The following is a 23389-nucleotide window of genomic DNA, read 5'->3' as shown; positions in this document are numbered from 1 at the left end:
CCCTCATCCGATCTCCAGCCCGCCGTCTACCAGCATGACTTGTCCAGTAATATAATTTGCCTTGTCGCTGCTCAGGAAGCAGACAAGATTGGCGACATCTTCCGGCTTCCCGAAGGTACGGGCAGGAATCAGCTTCAGGTATTCCTCCTGCTTAGCCGCCGGGAGCGCAGATACCATATCCGTCTCAATGAATCCTGGAGCCACTGCATTCACCTGAATGTTAAAACGCGCCAGCTCCTTGGCGAGCACCCTTGTATAAGCATTGACTGCCCCCTTAGTAGCACTGTATAGAGACTGCCCGGTTAACCCTTTGAAGGCGCTCACCGAGGATAAGTTGATGATTTTCCCCCGCTTATTCCGCACCATCAGAAGGGCAGCCTGTTTGCAGCAGTACATGCACCCCTTAAGATTCGTATCAATGGACCGCTCTATCTGCTGGTCGCTGATCATCATGCCGAGTGTGCTGTCCGAGATCCCTGCATTATTGATTAGTACATCCATGGTCCCAAAAGCTGCTACCGTCTCCTCAAACAGCCGCTTCACCTGAATGCTCCGTGAGACATCCGCCTGGACAGCTATCGCCCGGACTCCATAGCTGTGTATGGTATCCACAACCTCAAGCGCCCGTTCCTGATTCTCATGGTAGTTCACCACAACATCCAGACCGGCCCGGGCCAGCCCCAGTGCACATGCTTTGCCTATCCCTCTTGATCCGCCTGTTACCACAGCTACCTGCCTCATGATTGCGCTCCTCTCCGGTCCGGGACTTGCTCTAGTACGATGGCACTGAAGCCGCCCCCGAACGAAAAGCTGGTGACCAGAATGGTATTGAATCCCTTACTGCTCCCGGAAGAATCCATACCCGAAGGCTGAAGGCTCCCTCTCTGGGGTACAGGACGTTCTCCGCTGTGCAAGAGCATGGCAGCATGTGCAGCCTGCACCGCGCTGATCCCTGCCCGCCCTTCACCTAACCGGTTCTTGATGGCATATACCGGTATATCCTCTGCCCTGCTGCCGAACACACGCTCATAGCTGCGCAGCTCCATCCTGTCGATGGCAGAATCCCCATTCGCGAAGCCTACGATCGCATCAATGTCTTCCGGAGACAGGCCCGCCATGGCTGTCGCTTGCAGAACGGCGAGATCGAGGGCTGTGCCTTCGGGATCAATCTTCCCGGGGGCACAGAATTGGTAAGAGCGTCCATACCCTGTGATCTCGGCATACAAGGGAGCCCCTCGGGAGAGGGCATGATCCTCAGATTCAAGGGCAAGTACCGCTGCACCCTCCGTCAGCGAGAATCCGTTGCCGGTGAAGCCGTACGGCTTGGACAGTGCTGACTCCCCGTGCCGGTCAAGTGCTTGCAGCGTATCGTAAAGCAGCTGCGCCGTATCTGAATATTCGTCCACTCCGGCCGCGAGCACCACCCGATGTCTCCGGGTTCTGACCATCTCGAAGCTGTCGCAGACCGCATCCAGGCCGGAGGCAATTCCATTGCTTACCGTCATGTTGCAGCCTTGAATCTGCTGGTTGATCGACAGTTGGGCGGCGGCGGCATTGTAGACGGTATTGGGAAACAACATCGGACTTCCTGCCTGGACGCCCTTGGCCAGCAATTGCTCCAGGAAGCCGCGGATTTCGCCCGCCGGCCCGTCCGAAGTGCCTACAATCAGTCCGGTATCCTGTGCCTGCTGTTCATCCATCTCCAGGCCTGAATCCCGAATGGCACCGAGGCCAGAGAACAATAGCAGCTTGGATAACCTGTCCATTCTTCGGGTATATGCCGGAGAGATGCCTTCAGCAGCTAAGTGGGAGTCTGGTACGAGACCACCGGTAGCCTCCTTACCCGTAGCCCTCTCTTTGTCCGCATCATTCATATTCTTCCAATAGGCTGCAATATCTCCGCCCTCAGAAGTGAGGAGTCCGATTCCTGTTATGTAGACTCTTTGTTCATTAAATGTTCTTATACCGTTGTTATATGAATTTTTACCAAAAATCAGGCTTGCATTATTTCCTCCAAATGCAAAAGAGTTCGACATCGCATATTCAAAGCTTCCATGCTGGGCTGTATCCGGTACAAAGTTGAACCGGGATTGCTTGTTGCTGCCGCTTGAATGAATAGTAGGAGGAAGCTGCTGATGTTCAAGGGCTTGAATCGTAATCACGGCTTCTAAAGCTCCCGCTGCTCCAAGACAATGTCCTATCATGGATTTGGTGGAGCTTACGGCAATCTCCTCAGGAGCAAAGACCGCCTCCAGGGCCTTCTGCTCGGCAGCATCATTCAGCGGCGTTCCTGTTCCATGAGCGTTGAGATAACCTATCTCTGCGCTGGTAAGCCCGGCCTCTTCTAGTGCAAGACGAATGGCGGCAATCTGCCCTTCACCGTCAGGGCGCGGAGCTGTAATATGGTAGGCATCAGAGGTAATGCCGTAGCCCAGCACCTCTGCCAGTATCTTGGCGCCGCGGCCGGTCGCATGATCCCTGGACTCGATAACCAGAACACCGGCCCCTTCGCCAAGTGAGATTCCTTCGCTTCTGCTGAAGGGAGAGCACGGAGAGGCATCCAGGGCCTTAAGGGCGTAGAAGCCGCCGAACTGGAGCTTGGCAAAGGCGTCTGCTCCTCCGGCAATAACCAGATCAGCCTGACCGTAACGGATCAGATTACAGGCATAAGCGATACTCATAGCTCCTGCCGCACAAGCATTGGCAATGTTGGTTACAGAACCCCGCAGGCTGTAATGTCCGGCAATATGCCCGGCTGTAGCGTGTATAGGAATATTAAGCACATCATAAGGGGATAACCGTTTCCCGCTCCGCAGCCTTGTCAACATGCGCTCTGCACTGCTCGGCCCGCCTGTACAGCTTCCCATCACGACACTTATACGCTGTCTGTCCATCCTGCTGAAATCCGCGCCGGAGTGAGTCACCGCTTCTTCAGCAGCCTTGAGGCATAGTAATGAAGTCCTGTCCATTCTCCGGTATTCCCGTCCATTTCCCGCTAATGGAATGACTTCTTCGGCCTCGCCGTACCATCCCGGGATATCCCGGCCCAGCTTCTCAGGCGAAATTAGCCGGATGCCGTTCTGTCCTTGTATGCTGTTATTCCAGAATATCTCTGCATCCGCCCCGTTCGCACAAATGGCCCCCAGTCCGGTAACTACACATTGCTTCCCGGTTCTCACAGTGTAGCCGCCAGGGAAGATGTAATATATTCACTTAATGTATTCAGATTTCTGAAGAGCGGGGTATGCTCCGCGTTAAGCTCAATCCCGTAATCCTCATGAATTGCTGCTATTAATTCCAAAGAATCGACAGAATCCAAGCCCAGTCCGCTGTTGAACAATTCCATCTCAGGATCAATCTCTGAGGGCTGCATCGGAAGGCGCAGCTTCATTACTAGAATAGCCTGGAGATTAGCAATTACTTCTTCCTGCAATTTCATTATGTACTCTCCCTTTCTTTAAACATCCTGCATCAATAGACTTAGTGATATTTTTCACATTTTTAAATAAAAGGGTTAATATTCCATTTGATGAATCTATCATAAACCGATTTTAGGGTTTAATCCATTACTTTTTTTGAATTTTTTAGTCGAATAATGTAGATATGAACAAAAAGACTTTATTTAGATAAAGATCACTTCTCACACCAAAAAACCAACCCGCCTCCCTTGGCCGGATTGGTTCCTGGTACATCCGCTTTAGTTCTTCATCCGCGGGTCCAGCACATCCCGCAGGCCGTCGCCCATCAGGTTGAAGCCGAGGACGGTCAGCATGATGGACAGGCCCGGGAAGACTACGGTCCAGGGGGCCTTCTGGATAAACTGCCGGGAATCGGAGAGCATCTTGCCCCACTCCGGGTCCGGCGGCTGGGCGCCCAGTCCAAGGAAGCCCAGCGCAGCGGCTTCAATGATGGCTGTAGCGATGCCAAGGGTGCCTTGGACAATGATCGGCGTCAGGCTGTTTGGCAGAATATGGCTTAACAGAATCCGCCCGTTCTTCATCCCGATCGCCCTGGCCGCCGTAATGTACTCCTCGGACTTCAAGCTCAGCACCTTGGCCCGGACCAGCCGCCCATAAGTCGGAATGTTGACGATGGCAATTGCGTAGAGCGCATTCTGCAAGGAAGGCCCCAGAATAGCTACAATAGCGATGGCAAGCAGAATACTCGGAAAAGCCAGCAAAATGTCAAACAGACGGGAGATCATCATATCCATCCATTTGCCGTAGTATCCGGCGAGTATGCCCAGTGCGGTGCCGACAATGATCGAGCCGATTACGGAGAAAAATCCTACCCAGAGTGAAATCCGTGCCCCATAGATCACCCGGGTGAACAGATCCCGTCCCAGATCATCCGTACCGAACCAATGCTCCGCCGACGGCGGCTTCAGGCGGTTCACCAATTGCTGGGCCTTGAAATCATACGGGGCGATCCACGGCGCAAGCAGCGCAATCAGTACAAAGAACAGGATAATGCCAAGCCCGGCCATGGCCGTCTTGTTCTTGCGGAAGGCCTTCCACGCATCGCGCCAGGGGCCGGAGGCTTGATCCGCCGGAGCCTTAGGAGGTGAAGCCTTTAGTGCTGCCTGTCCCATAGCTGCTCCCCCTCACTTGTAATTGATGCGCGGATCGATAGCGGCATACAGCAGATCCACCAGCAGATTGATGACCACAAAGATAAAAGCGATAATCAGAATCCCCGTCTGAATCACCGGATAATCCCGCGAGCTGATCGCTTCAAAGATATAACGCCCTACCCCGGGCCAGGCGAAAATCGTCTCGGTCAGCACCGCCCCTCCGAGCAGCGCCCCTGTCTGCAGGCCGATTACCGTCAGCACCGGAATCAGTGCATTCTTCAGCGCATGCTTATAGACCACGAGGAACTGCGACATCCCCTTAGCCTTGGCTGTACGGATGTAATCGGAATTCATTACCTCCAGCATACTGGAGCGGGTCATCCGGGCAATGACCGCCATCGGAATCGTGCCAAGCGCAATACTCGGCAGAATGAGATGCTTAATGACCGTCCATAGCTGGTCCCACTGCCCGGCCAGAATGGTATCCAGCACATACAGGTTGGTTATCGTCTCTACCGGATTGCGCTGGTCCATCCTGCCGATGGACGGCAGCCAATGAAGCTTCAGGGCGAAGAGCAGCTGCTCCATCAGCCCCAGCCAGAAGATCGGCATCGATACCCCAATGAGCGCGATGATCATAGCCGTATAATCGAACCAGGAATTCTGCCTCCAGGCGCTGAGGATACCGGCGTTCACTCCAACGAAGGTTGCGAACAGCATACTGGCAGCCGTCAGCTCCAGCGTAGCGGCCAGATACGGTACGATTTCTTTGGCAATCGGCGTTTTGGTGCGGATTGAAGTCCCCAGGTCACCCTGCACCAAATCACCCATGTAGTTAAAATATTGCTGCAGCCAGGGCTTGTCGAGGCCAAGCTGGTTACGCAGCGCCTGCTTGGATTGCTCCGTCGCCTTCTGGCCGAGAATCGTCTCGGCCGGATCACCCGGAATCGCATGGATGATGGAGAAGACGATCAGGGTCATGCCGATCAGCACCGGGAACAGCACCATCACACGTTTTATGAGGTAAGAGTTCAATTCCGTTCACCTTCCAAAGGTGTATTTATTCAAAATAAATCTCACTATAATACTCTGTACCTGTCGGTCCGGGAACGAAGCCCTTCAGATTGGCCTTGCCGGCCAGCAGCGGTGTGGTATGAACCAGCGGAATCCATGGCGCATCGGCTTTGATCATCTCTTGAGCCTGCTTGTACAGCTCGGTGCGTTTGCCCTGGTCTGTCTCCTTCTGGGCGCCGGTCAGGAGCGTATGCAATTCTTCATTCACATAAAAGGCACGGTTATTGCCGGGAATAGCATCCTTGTCCAGCAGGGTGTACAGGAAGTTGTCCGGGTCGCCGTTGTCGCCGGTCCAGCCGAGCATGAAGATATCATCCTTCTCCCCGGCCTTGGTGTCATCGAGATAAGTGGCCCATTCCGGGGACTCGATCACGGTCTTGACCCCGATCTTCTCCCACTCCGCCTGAATCGCTTCGGCTACCTTCTTGCCGTCAGGCATATAAGGACGGGATACAGGCATCGCGTACAGGGTCACCGGGTCAGGCAGTCCGTCAGGATAGCCCGCTTCGGCCAGCAAAGCTTTGGCTTTGTCCAGATCATACTCATAGTCCTTCACGCTGTCGTTATAGCCCCACAGGGAAGGCGGCATAGGATTGACCGCAGCCTGAGCCTGGCCGGCGAAGAATGCATCGATAATCTCCTGCTTGTTGACCGCATGGCTGAGTGCCTGTCTGACCTTCACATTGTCAAACGGCTTCTTCTTGAAGTTGAAGCCGAGGTACGCCACATTGAAAGGCGGGCGCTCAATCTTGGTCAGAGCACTGTTGCTCTCCAGCGTGGACAAGTCGTCCGGGCTCAGGTCTTCCATCAGGTCGATTTCCCCGTTTTGCAGCGCCGTGAAGCGGGCCGAGTTGTCCGGGATCGAGCGCACGATGACTTTGTTCAGCTTGGGAAGCCCTTCCTTCCAGTAGGCAGTATTCTTATCCAGCGTGATGGAATCGTTGCGCTTCCACTCCTTGAACACGAACGGGCCCGTCCCTACCGGCTCATTCTTGAAATTCTCCTTCTTCTCCTTGATCGCAGCAGGACTGGCAATCCCGAAGGTGGTCATGGCGATATTCTGCAGGAACGGCGCCTGCGGCTGGTTCAGTACAAATTGAACCGTCGACTCATCCACCGCCTTCACTTCCTTGATCACCCGCGACCCGTCCGGGCCGAACATGGAGTCATAGTAGTCGAAAGAATCACCTTCGAATTTGTATTCACTGGCCGGATCACTCCAGCGCTGGAAGTTGAACACAACGGCCTCGGCGTTGAAATCGGTTCCGTCATGAAACTTCACGCCGGGATGCAGCTTGAAGGTATAGCTCAGCCCGTCCGGCGTTACTTCCCAGCTATCGGCAAGGGAGGCCTGGACTTCGGAGGTGCCCGGCTTATATTCGAGCAGCGAATCGAAGACCTGATGGGCAATCTTCAGCGACTCCCCGTCCGTCACAATCGCCGGGTCAAGGGAAGCCGAGTCGCCCCCGCGCCCCAGAATCAGGGTATCCTGCGCTGTCCCGGATGTCTCAGGTAGGCTTGCCGGAGCATTCGTTGCCGCCGTATTCCCTCCGGTATTTCCTGTGTTGCCTGCGTTGCCTGTGTTGTTCCCTCCGCCGCAGCCGCTGAGCGCGAGCCCCGCGCCAAGCATCAGTACCAATGCGAGATTACCCCATTTCTTCATCTCCAGAAAGCTCCCTTCTTTCATTGAAATATCAAAGTGTTTATATAGAGCGGTGCAGGTAGCACAGCTATAAACCAAGGTTCTTCTGTGTATGGCTCTAAGATGCAAACAGATCAGGCAAGCGGTGTATTGGCTTCTTCATCATAGAGATGGCAGGCTGTGAAGTGGCCGGCTTCTGTCTCCAGCAGCGGAGGTCTGGTTACCCGGCACCGCTCCATCACGCGCGGACAACGCGTGTTAAATGCACATCCGACTGGCGCATTGGCCGGACTCGGTACCTCCCCCTGCAGAATGATCCGCTCCTTGCGGATATCGGGATCAGGTTCAGGAACCGCAGAGAGCAGAGCCTGCGTATAAGGATGCTGCGGCCGGGCATAGAGCGTATGCTTGTCCGTAATTTCGACAATCCGCCCCAGGTACATTACGGCTACCCGGTCGCAGATATGCTTCACCACACTAAGATCATGGGCGATAAATATGTAAGTTAAGCCGAATTCCCGCTGCAAATCCTGCATGAGGTTAATGACCTGGGACTGGATCGATACATCCAGCGCAGAGACAGGCTCATCCGCGATAATCAGCTTCGGATGGAGTGCCAGCGCTCTGGCAATGCCGATCCGCTGGCGTTGTCCGCCCGAGAACTGGTGAGGGTAACGCTGCAGATGCGCCCTGGACAATCCGACCACATCCGCCAGCCGCTCCACCTCTGCCTTACGCTGCCTGGCATTGCCGGTGGCGTGTACAATCATCGGCTCTTCGAGAATACGCTGCACAGTATGACGCGGGTCCAGAGAGGAGAACGGGTCCTGGAAGACGATCTGCATCTCCCGGCGCTGCTTCCGCATCTTTTCCGCAGACAGCTTCGTAAGCTCCTGCCCTTCGAACCAGATCTCACCCGCTGTCGGCTCAATCAGCCGGAGCAGCGCGCGGCCGGTGGTCGATTTGCCGCAGCCGCTCTCTCCTACCAGACCGAAGGTCTCGCCCTTGCTTACAGCGAAGGAGATATCATCCACAGCCTTCACACTGCCGCGGTCCCGGCTGAAGAAGCCCTTGTTCAGCGGATAATACTTCCGGAGTCCCTTGACCTCAAGCAGGCTCTCACTCATACCGCATCCTCCTGTGGACTGTCATGCAGCCAGCATCTGCAGCTGTGCTGTTCCTCTTGCCGTGTCAGCGCCGGAAGGCTCTGCATGCAGAGCTCCATGACCTCCGGGCAGCGCGGTGCGAACCGGCAGCCCTGCATCTCTGTACTGAGAACCGGCACATTACCCGGAATGGAGTAGAGACGTTCCTTGGCTTCATCCATCCGGGGGACGGAGGCAATCAGTCCTCTCGTATACGGATGCAGCGGATTTTTGAAAATATCTCGAACACTGCCTTCCTCCACCACCTTGCCGGCATACATCACAGCCACACGGTGGCACATCTCAGCCACTACGCCAAGATCATGGGTAATCAGCATGACAGCAGTGCCTTGCTCCTCATTCAACTGGCGGATCAGCTCCAGAATCTGGGCCTGAATCGTTACATCCAGTGCGGTTGTCGGCTCATCGGCAATCAGCAGCTCCGGGCTGCAGGAGATCGACATGGCAATCATGACACGCTGGCGCATGCCGCCCGAGAGCTGATGGGGGTACTCGTCGATGATCGCTTCCGGCCGGGGAATTCCAACCTTGCGCAGCATACCGGCCGCATGCTCCCGGGCCTCCTTTCTGGAGAGACCGCGGTGCAGACGTACCGTCTCCATAATCTGCTGGCCAACTGTGAATAAGGGATTCAGCGAGGTCATCGGCTCCTGAAAGATCATGGAGACCGAATCTCCCCGGATCTTGCGCATATCCTTCTCCTTCAGCGGGACAATATCGCGGCCCTTCAGCAGGATACGTCCATCTACGATTCTTCCTGGGGGGCTTGGAACCAGCTTCAGGATGGACAGGGAGGTGACGCTCTTGCCGCAGCCCGATTCCCCCACCACGCCCAGAACCTCGCCCGGGTTAATGTAGAGATCGACACCATCCACTGCAGGAACCTCACCGCGGTCCGTTAAAAAGTGGGTATGCAGGTTTTCAATGCTCAGAATCGGCTGGATCAAGTCTCTCCCTCTTTTCTGCTAAAAATTGAACGAAGGTCAAATGACTGGTCAGGAAAACTATTTAAAAAGTTAGATACAATAACCAATACCTAACATATTAAGTAATATAATTGACTTTAAATACATATTACTGTTATTTAATGTATAACATTACTATGGATATCCTATCTAGGCAAGGGAAATTTGTGCATATAACTAACCCTATGAATTTTATATGAATATATCAGAGCATAAAAATCCGGGGAAAATATACTTATCGTTATTTGTACAGCGACAGCCACTTCTCCAACTGATGCTTCAGCACATCCCGGTAGTACAGCGGCTCCATAATCTCAGCCTCTTCCTTGTATTTCATAATCCAATGGACGAAGCCGATGTCCTGCTCCACAGCGACCTTGAAATGCAGGCTGCGGTTCTGGCGGTCCACTCTGCTCGGCTTCACAAACATTTCCTCCTGCTTCAGCCGTTCCATCATCCGCTGCGAGAATTTGACTCTGAATTCAACCTGCAGGCTGTCCTGCTCCAGGGACCACTTCTGCTCCATGAAGGACTGCAGATCGAACTGATCTTTGGAGAACCACCTGTCCAACTGATTCACACTGGAGAAGCCGTTAATATGAAAGGTACGGATAATTCCAAAACGGTGACAGAAACCAATCAGGTGAAAACGATTCTCTAGCGGGACCAGGCAATAGGGATCAATCCGGATACCTTTTTCTTCGTAGGCATTCTCACTATAGTCAGCCTGTATGCTTCTCTGCTTCATCACGGCATCCAGAATGTCGGTCAGAAAGAGGGGCTGGTCTCCCTGAGATCTGCTATTTTCCGTCCAGTTTGGTCCGGCTTCTTTTTTCGTAGGCTCCATTGTTTCTTCCCTTTCTGCCTTTTGCTTATAATCTGCCGCCATCACTTTCTCGTATGCATCTTCAAAGCCCGGGGGCAGTAAAGGTTTGATCTCCGCCATAATACTGCGCAACTGTGAAAAAGCCTCTTCTTCCTCTTCTGACCAATCCAAGGGGTAGAGCGCGAAATTCCCGATAAAAGCATACCCCTTGCCATGTCCCATATGAGTAATGGGGATATGCATGGCACTGAGCGCATCCATATCCCGATAAATCGTTCTCTCGCTGTTGCCGCATCGTTCCGCCAGCTCACGGGCCAGAATTCCCGGTTTGGCTTGAACTAGCGTAATGATGCGCATCAGCCGGATCAATCGGTCTGTCATATTCAGTTCTCCTTGACTTATGGTAAAATAGACCCATTATTTTTAAATAAACTAGTTATATATATCTATAACCAAGGATGTAATAACCGAGATAAGAAAATATAATAGAACTATTTTACTATGTTACCACATTTATATATTACGCATTTCTTTATCTGCTCCGCCGGGTGTGATTGTATATTTGAGCCCTATGTATGGGTAATTCCTATTCTATCTACGCAGCTTCCCTGCAATTATCTCATTCCGGTCCTGCTAAGCGGCAGATTCTCCACCTCCAGTCTTTTATACAGCGCTTCCGCTTCTCTGAGCAGCTGCATATCCCCGGAGCGGGCAGACATCAGCAGCAACTGGTCCGCCTGCCTGCGAAGAATATCTGCGGGCACCTCCGGCTTGTTCTTTATCCGGGCCTCCTGGGCCTCCGCGATTAGAGCCTCTGTCTGCAGCAGTGCCAGATGCTTCTCCACATGGAAGCAGGAGCGTGCCCCCAGCAGGTCGGTATGATGGGAATATTCGATTCCCAGCTTCTTAAGCGGCAGCTCGCGGATACGCTCCACCGTAGGCTGCTTGTATTGCCATTGCAGCCAGAGGGCTTCATGTATGCCTGCAGGCATACCCGCCATCATGAATTCCAGGGCGATGTACCTGCGCTGTCCGGAATGGATTTTGCCAAGCTTCAGGAGCAGTGATCTCCCCTCTCCTTCTTCTGCACTACACCCGTAACATCCTGTTACCTTGACATGACTTTCGAGCCAGACACGCAGCTCAATATCCCGGGCTACCACCTTGCGGCTCTTCTTGCGGAAATCTTCACCTTGTAGCGCTCCTTTCCACTCCACGAGCAGCACTACTTTCTTGGCACCGCCTGCCAAAATACGCTCCTGGCTCCATGTAAACAACGTCTGAATACTTGCTTGCATATTTCCACCTCTTTCTTAATTTGGGTCTTCTATTAATGTACCAATATTGGCGGACAACTCCTTGTCATGGAATGTATGTTCGGTCCTATAATATCGACAAAAAAAGAGCCAACCTCCCCCTAAAGGGGATTGCCTCTTTGCGAAAGCCTATTCTTTTGTCAAAATATGACGAACAAAGTTTTACGCATTACATCAATCTCACCCGTCTGCCCGCTTTCTCATGGCGGAAGAACAGCCCAAGGGCCCAGGTTGCACACAGCAATGCGAAGAGGAAGAACAGGAGTGACCACACCGGGGCCGGTAAAATGGTTAATCTGGACAAATTCGCTGCGTCCCCTGCCCGGGAAGGTGTCACGACGGAAGCATAGACCAGGAATAAGGTCCCCATTACGGACTCCTCCAGGGTCAGGAACGCAAGAAACAGGTAGTACACCTTGCTGACCTTCGGCCAGAGAAACAGCATCGCAGCATTCAGCAGAATGAAGCCGCTCAGCCAGATCATCCCGAAGCCGCCCCGCACATACAGCACAAGCATAATTAGCGCAACCAGGCTGGCCAGAACCAGCCCCCATTCCCGCTTATCTCTACTATAGAAATAGAAGAGCAGCAACGCGAAAAGTGAAGCCAGAGGATAACCCGCCAGCGACACCAGGATTGCCTTGCCTCCGGCAGCAATCGCTGAATAGGTCACACCGCTGTGATCAGAATACAGCTCAATGCGCAGCACATTGCCGGAGAGCAACAGGGTCATCAGCGCGTGGCCGAATTCATGGAACATGGTATCCAGATTACGGAATAAGGAGGAGAACGGAATAAACCGGGTTAACAGGGCAGAGCCTGCCAGGAACAACAGTGTTTTGAGCCATCTATTCATTGAACACAGCCCCTTTCCGTTCACAGTATACGTTAATTTGCAGCGACACTCAATATCGCGGGAACCATCTCTGGCTTAACGCTGTATTACCTGTATGGTTCTCTCTATGGACCTGAAGGGTAATTATGCCTACAGCCTTCCAGGTTGTTCAAACGGCAAGCAGCTATGATAAAATAGGAAGACAATTAGCTCTAACAGGTGGTGATCAGTTAATGAAAAGACGGGTAACAGGAGTGATGCTGAAGCTGCTGGGTTCGTCCCTGCTTCTGCTTGGCCTTACTCTCACTTGGCCTGCCCCCGAGGCCAAGGCCAATTATCTGAATGATATATACAATGGAATACAGAGCTTCTCGGAGCTTCCCGGAGAAGTCACCAAGCTGCAGGAGAGTTACCAGAAGACTGCAGAAGAGCTTCAGCAGACGAAGGAGGATCTCGGTGAAGCCAAGGACCAGCTGACGGACAGCCTGCAGCAAATGCAGACGTATCAGTCCCAGAATGCCGCCCTGCAGGAGCAGAACCGTCAGCTCAGCCAGGTCGTGGACGAGCTGAAGAACGACCGGACAGCGAGAGAGAATTATTTCAACCGGATCAAGGTGACGGTCATCTCCGGGATTGCTCTTCTTGTCGGCTACTTCCTGCTGATCCGGGTGCTGCGCTTCACAATGCGCCACCGCTCCAGAAGAAGTGACCGGCTGCGTTAAGGAGGATGAAGAATGAACATAGACATTCAGGATGAAGGCGACAGCGGCAGCGGACAGGCGGTTGCTTTTACCGTTCAGGAGAACGAAGAGGTTCATGTGCTGCATCCGCAGCAGATTATTGCTTACCAGGGCCCTTCGGCAGGACGTGCCGACCGGTTCATGGATGTGAAGGGCATGTACCGCAAGCGCAAGCTGATCCGGGCGGATCTGACCGGCCCTTGCCGGTTCACAGCCGCGCTGCCGCCCGGCTACCGGGTCAAGACCATCCAGCTCGACAGTAAAAGCGATCTGCTCTACGATTTCAGGCATCTCTTCTTCTACAGTAAGGGAGTCACGATGCAGACGAGAGTCCTGAGCATGAAGAATATGCTGATTACCCGTGATATCGTCAAGGTCAAATTCTCCGGCCGCGGCAGCATCGGCATTCTGACGGAGGGCACGGTCTGCGAAGCCGAGCTCCATCCCTTCGATCCCCTGTATGTCGATGCCGGGAGCATTATCGCTTATCCTGAGAACGCCAAGCTGGAGCTGACGGTCTACGGCAACCATCTCGCCAGCCAGCATATGAGCTATCACTGGAAGATGACCGGCCACGGGCCTGTGCTGTTCCAGGCCGGACGCCAGAGCAGACGCTTCGAGCGCGACAATAATGAAGACGGCATTATCAAGCGCTTCCTGCGGGAGGCCCTGCCCTTTGGCGGTGTATTTATTAAGTAAGCGGAAACGGCATTGCCGTCCTTTGAAAAGACGGTGCCGTTTCAGCGAGAAATAGAAGGATAAGTTATCGTGTGAAACATATAAATTCTTATATTTTAAGCAAAGAGCGCCCGCATGTGTAACGCGGGCGCTCTTCTATATTTCCTGTGCCGGAATTAAGCAAGTGGAAACGGCATTGCCGTCCTTTGAAAGGACGGTACCGTTTCAGCGAGAAATAGAAGGATAACGTATAGCGTGAAACCTATACGTTCTTATATTTCCAGGTAAGCGTTCAGCATCCAGGCTGTCTTTTCTACACTTGTCCGGATTCCGATCAGCAGATCGGCGGTAGGCTGGTCGCTGACCTCCTCTGCGCTAGTAATACCCTGCTTCAGCTCTTCAGCTACGGCAGCGAAGTCTTGCACCAGCTGTGCCACCATTTCCTTCGCGCTCTCACCACCGGCAGCTTCCTTCAGGCTGGAGAGCTTCAGGTACTCTGCCATGGTGGAAGCAGGGCGTCCGCCGATGGCGAGCAGCCGTTCAGCCAGCTCATCCACATAACCCGCAGCTTCGTTGTACAGCTCTTCGAATTTCTCATGCAGCGTGAAGAATTGAGTTCCGCTGACATACCAGTGGTAGTGATGCAGCTTCACTCCCAGCAACGTCCAGTTCGCGGTCTGACGGTTCAGAACAGCATGCAGTGCAGTGTGGCTGTTAACTTGTGTACTCATTTAAAAAACCTCCCGGAGTGTGTATTTTACAACTTATTGTATTTAGACTCGTTCTAAATCTATATACAATTTAACATACTTTTTGCCGTATTGCAATCTAATGTCCTGCATCCTTGATGTACTGCACATTCTAGCACTCCTCCGGGAGCCTATCCTATAATTTGAATCACAATTCTGGAAAAGCACATGGATTGACATAAATCACCTAAACCGGAAGAGAAGCTAACATCCTCCCGTAGGATGTCCCTTATACCGTAGGGATATCCGTCTCTGCCGCCCGCCCCAGGCCGCTGCGGAAGATGGCGCGCATCTCCTCCCGTTTGCTCTTGGGGCTAAGCACATATACCGTATCTCCAGGTTCAATCACCGTGCTGCCATGCGGCGTCACGATCGTCTTGTTCCGGATAATGGCCGTGAACAGAATATCGTCCGGCAGGCCGAGCTCTGCAATCTGCATGCCGCATATCGCCATCTGCCGGTCAATTCCGATATGATTGAATTCGGAATCGGTCTTCCCGAGCGCAACCAGCTCCATTAATGAAGGCTGGGATGCCTGCTCCCGGCCCACCAGCCTCAGCCGCGAGGCCAGAGGCGAAATCGTTGTTCCCTGAATCACTGCCGAGGTCAGGACAACGAAGAATACGACATTGAAGAACAGCCTGCCGTGCGGCAGCCCCGCGAGCAGCGGGTAGGTCGCCAGAACAATCGGGACGGCTCCCCGGAGCCCGGCCCAGGAGATTAGCAGCTTTTCACGGAAGGAGAACCGGGACACGAGCAGGCTGAGGAATACGCCAAGCGGTCTTGCTAGGGCCATCAGGATGACAGACAGCAGCAGCCCTTGCCAGGCCACCGCCGCCAGCTCCTGCGGGAAGACCAGCATCCCGAGCAGAATGAACATGGCAATCTGCATCATCCAGGCAAAGCCATGATTGAAGTTCATAATGGTGCGGTGGTACATCAGTTCGGAATTCCCCAGCACCAGCCCCATGACATAGACGGCAAGCAGCCCGCTGCTGTGTACCATGGCCGAGACCCCGTAAGTCAGAACTGCGAAGCCGACCGCCATGACCGGATACAGCCCGGTGGAGTCCAGATTTATCCGGTTAATCAGATACACCGCCAGCTTGCCAATGATGATTCCGACCAGCAGCCCTACCCCCATCTCCCAGAAGAACGACAGCACCAGGCTCAACACTGCGGTATCCGGGTGCTGCACCCATTCAATCAGCGACACAGTAAGGAATACAGCCATCGGATCATTGCTGCCGGATTCGGCTTCAAGCGTCGAGGTTAACCGTTTATCGATATTTTTGCCGCCCAGTACGGAGAATACCGCCGCCGCATCTGTGGAGCCGACAATGGCCCCGAACAGGAAGCTCTCCGCCCAGGGTACACCGAGTACGAATTTGGCAAAAATACCAACGATCATTGTAGTCAGCAGCACTCCGAGTGTAGCCAGCGATAACGCCGGCTTGAGAATCGGGCGAATATCCTTCATACTCGTCTGCATGCCGCCCTCAAACAGAATCACCACCAGAGCAAAAATGCCGGCAATCTGTGTGAGCGAAGCATTGTTGAAATAAATAAAATGGCTGAGTATCATGCCTGCCGCAATAAACAGGACCAGAGCAGGCATGCCAAAACGGGTGGAGAATTTGGTGGAGAGCACGGCGATCAGCAGCAAAGCCGCCAGCAGCAGGATGATTTGATCTGCAAGATGAGTCATGAACCGGTTCACACCTTCCCCGGAGCCGGGTATCCGCCTTAGCCCCATGTATTTTATAGTAATGTTTATGATTCCACGACAGAAAAAAACCCCGGTGGGCTGAATACCACGGAGGTTATTATGCCGTCCTTCATTCTCTTGAATACACCTGCAGCTCCTGAATAGACCAATAGTTGCCGCCGGAGCCTGTCTGGGTAATCTTGATATGCCGGGTCTTGACCGGGGCAAACGTAATCTTGGTCTTCCCCAGCTGGCCTTTGCCTGCTGCGACCTGTCTCCAGCTCTTGGCATCATCGGATACCTGCACAATGTAGCCGCGCGGATAGTCATATGGTGATAAAGGATAATCCATATCTATAGCTTCTACCGTATGTTCGGCGCCCAGATCAATCTGGAAGTACTCCCCCGAGGCCTGATGCTTGACCGTATCCCAGCGGGTCCGCCGGTCTCCGTCAATGGCACCTGCCGGATTGGAAGCCTCCTTACTCACACTGGACGTCACCTTCCAGCCTGCCCGGTCCAGCGGGACAAGTCCGGTTGCTGTAATCTGTGTCTTCTCTGACATCACACCAGAGCCGGACACTCTTACAGCATAAGTATAAAGTGTGCCTTCCTTCAGCTTGCTGTCGTTATACTCCGTTCCCTTAACCGCTGTAGCGATGACCTTCAGCTTCTCGTCCGGGCCGTCCGCCCGGAGCACTTCATAGCTTGCTCCGGGGGCTTCCAGCCAGTTCAGATGCATCGATAATCCCTTGATAGCAGTCGCCTTCAGGCCCTGCGGCGCCGTATCCGCTACCTCGGAGGAAGGCTCCAGAATGTACTGCACGCCTTCTCCCGGAGCCAGCGTCTCCGTGAATTCCAGCTCCGGCGAAGCGGCTCTGCCGGTTACGTAACTGCGGGCCTCCTCATAAGTGTCACCCTTGCCGAACCGTTCTCCTTCGTACACCGTTTTCTTCGGCATAGTGACCTTGACCTTAACGGTCTGCTCGGTCTTCTCGAAATTGACGAAGTTCACCAGCACCTTGTTGGATGTCGCCTTGCTGCCCGCCAGCGGCTCAAGCGTGGAGGTGTCCACGGCCCTTACATAGACCAGCTTATCCTTCAGCTCCTCCTTATTGCTGATCTGATAGGTCAGCGGAGCACCGTGTGTGGCATAAGCCAGATCCAGCCTGCGCATGATACTGACGCGGGATTCTTCGCCTTCCTTCGTGTAGTAAATCTCTGTAGCCGCCGGATCGTGATCCTCCAGATTGAAGCCGTATTTGAACAGGCTGAAATTCTTGAAGAAGGCGGCATGCTGCACGAACATATCGGCATAGCCGATATGTGCCCGCATAATCCGGTCGAACACCGCCGAGGTCCGCTCCTTGGCCCCGTATTGATACGCGTCCACATGGGAGTCCGAGGTGCCGAACTCGGTGGCGAGCATTTTTTTGCTAAGCCCGTCTACCGATCCCCCGAAGGTCTTCAGGTTCTCCGTGAAGCTCCCGCCCTGACCGAAAATATAGGAATCGCCATAAGAATGGCCATTCGTCAGATCCGTTACCGCCTCCAGCTCATCGCGCTGCTTCGGGTCGCGTTCCCAGCCGTCGGGGTCTCCGCACTGCTTCACGGGCCCCTTCTGGTTGCCGCACGAATCTTCGCTGTAGCCCGGCCAGTAGGCCCATCCGGGTGCAACCGTCTGCAAATGAGGCGCGATTGTCTTACCCTTGCTGTTCAGCCACTCGGCTATAGCCAGATTGACCGCTTTGGAACGGTTGAACAGGCCCGGTTCGTTATCCACCTCGTAATACTGGAAGTACGGGCTGTACTTCTGGAAATAATCCGTCAGCTTCTTCTCCGCATCCTCCGGCAGCGTTCCGTCCGCCTTCAGCTTGATATCGCCTGTGTACAGATAGAGCGCTACGGCCTGCATATTGTAATCCTTCAGGACCTTATAGTACTCCTCCATCTTCTCACAGGAACGGCCCACATCGCTGGCACAGCTGGTTCGCATGATATTGCCGCTGTAGGCTACGCCCAGCCACTTCATAATATAGGGCAGATGCGTAACCGCCCCCTCGTCAAAATAAAACTGCTTGTTATTGACCACCGTCCCGGTCACCGTATAGCTGCCGTGAATCGGCTCCTTAATCGGAGACTTCAGCGCCTCCAGACTGAGATTATCCCATGTCCACCAGTTGTACTTATCCTCAGCTTCTGAGGAATAGATTCCCCTGGCCGTCCGCAGCGTCAGCTCGTTGGTGCCGCTGATGAGCTGCTCTTTGGGAATGTACAGCTCATAGGTTTTGCGGAAGTCGTATTTGCTGCCTGTTCCGGCAATCCCGGCGATCTGAATGATGCCTGAGAGCTGAGCGTTGGAGAATACGCTCATCTGGGGTACGGATTTGTACGCATCGATAATGCTGACGCGAAATAAGACCCCGTGCTCCGGGATCTTATCCAGCTCATACTGAATCCGCAGCTCCGGGTTGGTCTCCCCGTGCAGGCCGGAGGGAAGGGACTTCAGCTCTGCCGACCTGGCAGTGGTTGAGGCTATGCTGAGCGTCTTCTTCACCCCGTTTGACCCTGCCGCCTTGAACTCATCGGCAGAGCCGTCATGCTTGCCAAGCTTCCATAGAACCGTTCCTTCCGGCATCTCAGGACCGGCATCCTTAGCCGCTGACAATGAAGACAGATCTACATCCGCTTCACCGTCCTTCGTCCCGTAATCTCCGAAGATAGAGACGGACAACAGAACCAAGATGATCAGTGCTGCAAATTTTAGTAGCCTGTGGAGATATTTACCGGGTTTCTTTTGAACTCTAGTCCTCATTCCCTTGTCCTCGCTTTCTTCCGGAATTCTATGCTGTACCGGGATAACGTTACGCTTCTTCTGCTGCGGAGCTTCCTTAAGGAAGCGTCAGTGCACTCTGGGGAATTATCATCTGCTTCTGGCTCTGGCTTCTCCACATCAGACTGACGCTGGCATCCCCGCGGTTCTCGTAATACTCTACCTTGATGGCGTAGGGGGTATTTGCAGAAAGTGTGATGCTGCCCTCCTTGCCCGTGCTGCTCTGATTCTTCCAGCTGTCGATCAGGAGCTTGCCGCCGATCCATACGCGGATGCCGTCATCCGAAGAAGCGGTGAACGTATACTTTTCACTGTAGAGAGGCTTAAGGGTCCCGGTCCAGCGTACCGAGAATGCATCCTTGGGCAGGCCGTAGGCCGGTGAATTGCCATGCCAGTTGAATTGAAGGGTGCTGTCGTTACGGGTAAGCAGCGGTGTGCCGGACAGGTCCATATTGCCATAATACTGGCCCCTCAGGCCGTTCCTTGAGCTTACAGCCGCCGCATGCGTTTTGGTACCCACCGCGAGCTTATAGTCCTCCCGCGATACCGTGTATTTATGATTCATGAAGCTTTGGATTTTTACGGGCGGATTATTCTCCACCAGCATCTTGCCCCATGTCATCGTATATACCCATTTGCTTTGTTTTTGAGACATGATGACAGGGTCTGGAAGCTCTCCGCTCTCCCCGATGCCTATTGGTTTGCCGCCTGCAAGCTTCAGGAGGCTGTCATAATAAGACTGCTTGAAATCATTGTCGTAAATGTCGGCGGCCAGAATATCCACCTTGGCGGTGCCGGGAAAATAGGCGGCATACGGCTCAGACGACTTGTTGGGGGCATTCGGATTCCACACCCACAGCAGATTGTTCAGCTTATGCGTCTTCACCATGCGGTCATAGACCAGGTCCCAGAGCTTCGCAAAGTCATCCTTCTGCCCCCACCAGAACCAGCCGCCGTTCATTTCATGATAGGGCCGCCATAACACCGGAACTCCGGCATCGCGCAGCTCACCCAGATACTTGGCCACTTCATCCAGCTCAGCAACCAAAGCCTTATACTGCGGCGTTCCGGGAGTGACGTACTGCTTGAATTGATCCTGGCTAAGCGGCTTCTGCACATTGGTCCATACCGGCGCGGTTCCCGGCAGATTCTGATGGAAGGTCATGGCGACAATGCCGCCGCCCTCATGCCATCGTATGGCGCTGTCCACGACAGCCTGACGCTGTCTGGCAATGGTCTCCTTAGACTGGTTGCCTATGGCTCCCAGCTCATAGCCATGCAGAACGGCATAGCGGCCGCTTGTTGTGCGGAGCTTATTATTGAATTCATCGGGGCTCTCCAGGTAATCATGCTGGCCGGATATCATCCCCTTGTCGCTAAGATTACTAAGATAGCTTAACAGTGCGGAAGCCTCCTTGGAGGCCGAAGGATTAATGGGCTTTATGGGAGCGGGGGCGGCAGGTGCCGTAACCTTGGCGGCTGCGGGCAGACTGCGCCCTTCCCCCCATGGAAGTAATGAAAGGATAAGGATTAGAGGAAAAATAGTTGTATATAGCCTGTACTTACGGTAAGTGTTCAATGTAATCTCCTTTCTCCAGCCACACTCTCAGGCAGGCCCCGGAGGTTAAGCCTCCCGGATTATCTGCCTTTCTATAGCTTAGTAGCCCTGCTGGTAAGCAGGGCCATTAAGAGTGGCTTACAGGATTTATAATTGTAACGTCTTAACCAGTAACAGCGCCAATGATGAACACAGCTGCGGACCTTATGAGCTTAGGAAGCGGACGGGAGGAACAGCGCGCTTGCCGGAACGGTACCTTTGGCTTGGCTCGGACTCTGCCACATTAGCCGCGCTTTTGCATCCCCTTGATTCTCATAATACTCTACCTGAATATCATACAGCTCGCCTGCGGTCAGGCTGATGCTGCCCATGCGTTCGGTGCCGCTCTGCTTCACCCAGCTGTCAATCACAAGCTCACCGTTCACCCGTACGCGGATACCGTCATCAGAATGGGTATAAATCTGATACGTCTCTGTGTACAGCGGCTTAATCTTGCCACTCCAGCGGACAGAGAAGAAGTCTACGCCGATAGCGGCATCCGGCGAGCCTTGGCGCCAGTTGAAATCAAGCACCGCATCGGTGCGCACTGCAGCGGGTTCGCCCGATAGCGTCATGTTATTGAAGTATTCCGCGTACAACCCATTGGCAGCAGGGACTTCTACCGGCAGATCCACCGGTGTTGCTGTAGGAGAAGGAACGGGAACAGGAGCCGCTGTCGGCGTTGGCGTAGGCACTGGTGTCGGTGCTGGCGTCAGTGTTGGTGCTGGTGTTGGCATTGGTGTCGTTACTGGTGCCGGCGTTGCTGTCGGTGCTGGCACTGCTGTCGCTGCTGGTACCGTTGTCGGTACTGCTGTTGCAGCCGGAGCAGGTATGGATGTGTTGCCTGCTCTGGAGAAAAGTGCACTTGAAGGTACGGTTCCCTTCACCTGGCTGGGGCTCTGCCACATCAGATGGACATTCGCATCGCCTGCATTCTCGTAATACTCTACCTTGATATCGTATAGTTGCCCGGCAGTCAAGGCTATGGTTCCTGTGCGGGCCGTTCCGCTCTGCTTAACCCAGCTGTCAATGACGGCTGTACCGTTCACCCACAAGCGGATACCGTCATCCGATGTAGTATAGAACTGATAGCTCTCACTGTAAGCCGGCTTAATCTGGCCGGTCCAGCGGATCGAGAAGTAATCTACGCCGAGTGCGGCATTAGGAGTACTCTGACGCCAATTGAAGCTGATGACATCATCGTTACGGACCATAACCGGTGTTCCCGAGAGCGTCATGTTCTTGAAGTATTCTCCAAGCAAGCCATTCTGGGCAGGCTTACTCTCCGGATCACCGGAGGTTGGGACCGGCTTCGGCGCAACGGTTGGCGCCGGTGTTGCGGTTGGCGCCGGTGTCGGCGTTGCGGTTGGCGTCGGTGTCGGTGTCGGCGTCGGCGTTGCTGTAGGCGTCGGCGTTGCGGTTGGCTTAGGAGCCGCCGCCGGAGCAGACCAGGCCTTATATTGGTCACGGGTCAGTGTGTAGCTGTCATTCATAAAATTCTTGATCGTAGCTGTGCTGTTATTCTCGTAGAGCATCTTGCCCCAGTTCATCATAAACACGTAATTCTGCTGATTCAGCTTCAGCTTCGAGATGTTCGGCATTTCACCATTCTCGCCGATGCCGATCGGTTTGCCGCCAGCCAGACTGGTCAGATCATCATGATATTTATTGGAGTAGTCGTTATTATATATATCTGCTGCCAGCACATCCACTCTGTCCGCACCCGGATAAGTCCGCGGATAGGGATCGGAGTTTGCATTAGGCGCATTCGGGTTCCATACCCAGAGCAGATTATTTAACTGATGAACGTTCACGAACCGGTCATACATAATATTCCACAGGGATGTAAAATTATCTTTCTTCCCCCACCAGAACCAGCCGCCGTTCATTTCGTGGTAAGGTCTCCAGAGGATCGGAACCTTAGCATCCCGCAGGCTTTTCAGAGAGACAGCTACTTTATCCAAATCGGTGATCAGCGCATTATACTCTGGCGTTCCGGGGGTTACGTATTTGTTAAATTGCGCCTGGGTGATTGACTTCTGCACATTGGACCATTCGTACTTGGTGCCCGGCAGATTCTGGTGAAAGGTCATGGCGACAATGCCGCCCGCTCTGGACCAGTTCGTCGCACTCCAGACGATATTTTTGCGTTGTGCAGCTACTCCGCTCTCACTCTGCCCACCGATTGCTCCCAGCTCATAACCATGCAGTGCTGCGTATTGTCCGCTTGTTCCCTTCAGCTTGTTGCTCAGCTCATCCGGACTCTCGAAATAGTCATGCTGGCCTGTAATGATTCCATTTCCCGAGATACCATACAGATTATTCAGCAGCTTGACCGCCTCCGCTGAGGCGTTAGGGTTCACCGGCGCTCCTTCAGAGGAGGCAGCCTTGACGGTGGAAGGGGCGATTCCCAGTCCCACAGGTACAGCAGACAATACCACGGCCAGCGACAGCACAGCGCAGAGCAAACGAGACTTACGGTAAGTTTTCACAATATTCTCTTCCTTTCGGTAGCCAGGCTGCCACTCTTGCGAAGGCCCTATAGCTTTGCGTCCCTGTCTTTCGATCAGGTTTGCCTTTGTCGTTTTGGAAGGATCAATCCCTCTTACCGTAAATTATCGTCTTTATGCAATTTTTTTGTAGAGCAAACGCGAATTTTTCCGAATAAATAGTTCCGAGTACCTGTT

The 23389-nt window shown here is 53.6% G+C and carries 18 protein-coding genes and 1 riboswitch; of the genes, 2 read left to right on the top strand and 16 right to left on the bottom strand.

The genetic code is table 11. The features are described 5' to 3' along the window. Window positions 1-3: 3 nt before the first annotated feature. The 11 genes from NST04_RS27590 to NST04_RS27540 form a co-directional block, all read right to left on the bottom strand. Window positions 4-741 (bottom strand): SDR family NAD(P)-dependent oxidoreductase, encoded by a 738-nt coding sequence (locus NST04_RS27590; protein ID WP_341187115.1) that lies wholly within the window; start codon window positions 739-741, stop codon window positions 4-6. Then, window positions 738-3179 carry a beta-ketoacyl-[acyl-carrier-protein] synthase family protein gene (locus NST04_RS27585; RefSeq protein ID WP_341187114.1) on the bottom strand — a complete coding sequence of 814 codons (2442 nt, stop codon included), beginning with the start codon at window positions 3177-3179 and terminating at the stop codon, window positions 738-740. Before NST04_RS27585 ends, NST04_RS27590 begins: the two co-directional genes overlap by 4 nt. After that, window positions 3176-3439 (bottom strand): phosphopantetheine-binding protein, encoded by a 264-nt coding sequence (locus tag NST04_RS27580; protein WP_341187113.1) that lies wholly within the window; start codon window positions 3437-3439, stop codon window positions 3176-3178. Before NST04_RS27580 ends, NST04_RS27585 begins: the two co-directional genes overlap by 4 nt. Window positions 3440-3697: 258 nt before the next feature. Beyond that, window positions 3698-4591, bottom strand: a complete 894-nt coding sequence (nikC, locus tag NST04_RS27575; protein WP_341187112.1) for a nickel transporter permease — start codon at window positions 4589-4591, stop codon at window positions 3698-3700. 12 nt (window positions 4592-4603) lie between these two features. Beyond that, on the bottom strand, window positions 4604-5608 hold the full coding sequence (locus NST04_RS27570) for an ABC transporter permease (protein ID WP_341187111.1): 1005 nt from the start codon (window positions 5606-5608) through the stop codon (window positions 4604-4606). 25 nt (window positions 5609-5633) lie between these two features. Continuing rightward, the gene (locus NST04_RS27565; RefSeq protein WP_341187110.1) at window positions 5634-7310 is read right to left on the bottom strand and encodes an ABC transporter substrate-binding protein; all 1677 of its coding nucleotides are present in this window, start codon (window positions 7308-7310) and stop codon (window positions 5634-5636) included. 113 nt (window positions 7311-7423) lie between these two features. Beyond that, a complete protein-coding gene (locus NST04_RS27560) occupies window positions 7424-8416 on the bottom strand; it encodes an ABC transporter ATP-binding protein (RefSeq protein ID WP_341187109.1) in 993 nt (330 codons plus the stop codon). Next, a complete protein-coding gene (locus NST04_RS27555; protein WP_341187108.1) occupies window positions 8413-9402 on the bottom strand; it encodes an ABC transporter ATP-binding protein in 990 nt (329 codons plus the stop codon). Before NST04_RS27555 ends, NST04_RS27560 begins: the two co-directional genes overlap by 4 nt. A gap of 259 nt (window positions 9403-9661) precedes the next feature. Beyond that, entirely contained in the window at window positions 9662-10627 is a 966-nt protein-coding gene (locus NST04_RS27550) for a helix-turn-helix transcriptional regulator (protein WP_341187107.1), read from the bottom strand. 233 nt (window positions 10628-10860) lie between these two features. Beyond that, on the bottom strand, window positions 10861-11544 hold the full coding sequence (locus tag NST04_RS27545; RefSeq protein WP_341187106.1) for a hypothetical protein: 684 nt from the start codon (window positions 11542-11544) through the stop codon (window positions 10861-10863). Window positions 11545-11731: 187 nt separating this feature from the next. Beyond that, on the bottom strand, window positions 11732-12418 hold the full coding sequence (locus tag NST04_RS27540; protein ID WP_341187105.1) for a M50 family metallopeptidase: 687 nt from the start codon (window positions 12416-12418) through the stop codon (window positions 11732-11734). A 212-nt stretch (window positions 12419-12630) separates the two neighbouring features. Here NST04_RS27540 and NST04_RS27535 point away from each other — a divergent pair, with 212 nt between their 5' ends. Continuing rightward, on the top strand, window positions 12631-13119 hold the full coding sequence (locus NST04_RS27535) for a hypothetical protein (protein WP_341187104.1): 489 nt from the start codon (window positions 12631-12633) through the stop codon (window positions 13117-13119). A gap of 12 nt (window positions 13120-13131) precedes the next feature. Further along, window positions 13132-13836, top strand: coding sequence for an AIM24 family protein (locus NST04_RS27530; protein WP_036723116.1), 705 nt, complete (start codon window positions 13132-13134; stop codon window positions 13834-13836). A 251-nt stretch (window positions 13837-14087) separates the two neighbouring features. Here NST04_RS27530 and NST04_RS27525 read toward each other — a convergent pair whose 3' ends face one another. The 5 genes from NST04_RS27525 to NST04_RS27505 all read right to left on the bottom strand — a co-directional run bounded on the left by NST04_RS27525 (window position 14088) and on the right by NST04_RS27505 (window position 23194). Continuing rightward, the gene (locus NST04_RS27525) at window positions 14088-14546 is read right to left on the bottom strand and encodes a Dps family protein (protein WP_076157080.1); all 459 of its coding nucleotides are present in this window, start codon (window positions 14544-14546) and stop codon (window positions 14088-14090) included. 247 nt (window positions 14547-14793) lie between these two features. Beyond that, window positions 14794-16272, bottom strand: coding sequence for a potassium/proton antiporter (locus NST04_RS27520; RefSeq protein ID WP_341187103.1), 1479 nt, complete (start codon window positions 16270-16272; stop codon window positions 14794-14796). Window positions 16273-16402: 130 nt separating this feature from the next. Continuing rightward, window positions 16403-19087, bottom strand: a complete 2685-nt coding sequence (locus NST04_RS27515) for a discoidin domain-containing protein (RefSeq protein ID WP_445667957.1) — start codon at window positions 19085-19087, stop codon at window positions 16403-16405. Window positions 19088-19163: 76 nt separating this feature from the next. After that, entirely contained in the window at window positions 19164-20684 is a 1521-nt protein-coding gene (locus NST04_RS27510; protein WP_341187102.1) for a glycosyl hydrolase, read from the bottom strand. Window positions 20685-20875: 191 nt separating this feature from the next. Next, window positions 20876-23194 (bottom strand): PA14 domain-containing protein, encoded by a 2319-nt coding sequence (locus NST04_RS27505; RefSeq protein ID WP_341187101.1) that lies wholly within the window; start codon window positions 23192-23194, stop codon window positions 20876-20878. A 14-nt stretch (window positions 23195-23208) separates the two neighbouring features. Then, window positions 23209-23289: riboswitch (cyclic di-GMP riboswitch) on the bottom strand. Window positions 23290-23389 lie beyond the last annotated feature (100 nt).

Source organism: Paenibacillus sp. FSL H7-0756, assembly GCF_038006765.1.
Classification (GTDB): Bacteria; Bacillota; Bacilli; order Paenibacillales; family Paenibacillaceae; genus Paenibacillus_AQ.
The sequence above is the reverse complement of the archived record's forward strand: the minus strand, read 5'-3'. Positions and strand labels throughout refer to the sequence as shown.

Coding starts and splice junctions, on each gene's coding strand:
- NST04_RS27590 (WP_341187115.1), bottom strand. CDS start 741: ATGAGGCAGGTAGCTGTGGTAACAGGCGGATCAAGAGGGATAGGCAAA.
- NST04_RS27580 (WP_341187113.1), bottom strand. CDS start 3,439: ATGAAATTGCAGGAAGAAGTAATTGCTAATCTCCAGGCTATTCTAGTA.
- nikC (WP_341187112.1), bottom strand. CDS start 4,591: ATGGGACAGGCAGCACTAAAGGCTTCACCTCCTAAGGCTCCGGCGGAT.
- NST04_RS27565 (WP_341187110.1), bottom strand. CDS start 7,310: ATGAAGAAATGGGGTAATCTCGCATTGGTACTGATGCTTGGCGCGGGG.
- NST04_RS27560 (WP_341187109.1), bottom strand. CDS start 8,416: ATGAGTGAGAGCCTGCTTGAGGTCAAGGGACTCCGGAAGTATTATCCG.
- NST04_RS27550 (WP_341187107.1), bottom strand. CDS start 10,627: ATGACAGACCGATTGATCCGGCTGATGCGCATCATTACGCTAGTTCAA.
- NST04_RS27545 (WP_341187106.1), bottom strand. CDS start 11,544: ATGCAAGCAAGTATTCAGACGTTGTTTACATGGAGCCAGGAGCGTATT.
- NST04_RS27540 (WP_341187105.1), bottom strand. CDS start 12,418: ATGAATAGATGGCTCAAAACACTGTTGTTCCTGGCAGGCTCTGCCCTG.
- NST04_RS27535 (WP_341187104.1), top strand. CDS start 12,631: ATGAAAAGACGGGTAACAGGAGTGATGCTGAAGCTGCTGGGTTCGTCC.
- NST04_RS27530 (WP_036723116.1), top strand. CDS start 13,132: ATGAACATAGACATTCAGGATGAAGGCGACAGCGGCAGCGGACAGGCG.
- NST04_RS27525 (WP_076157080.1), bottom strand. CDS start 14,546: ATGAGTACACAAGTTAACAGCCACACTGCACTGCATGCTGTTCTGAAC.
- NST04_RS27520 (WP_341187103.1), bottom strand. CDS start 16,272: ATGACTCATCTTGCAGATCAAATCATCCTGCTGCTGGCGGCTTTGCTG.
- NST04_RS27515 (WP_445667957.1), bottom strand. CDS start 19,087: ATGAGGACTAGAGTTCAAAAGAAACCCGGTAAATATCTCCACAGGCTA.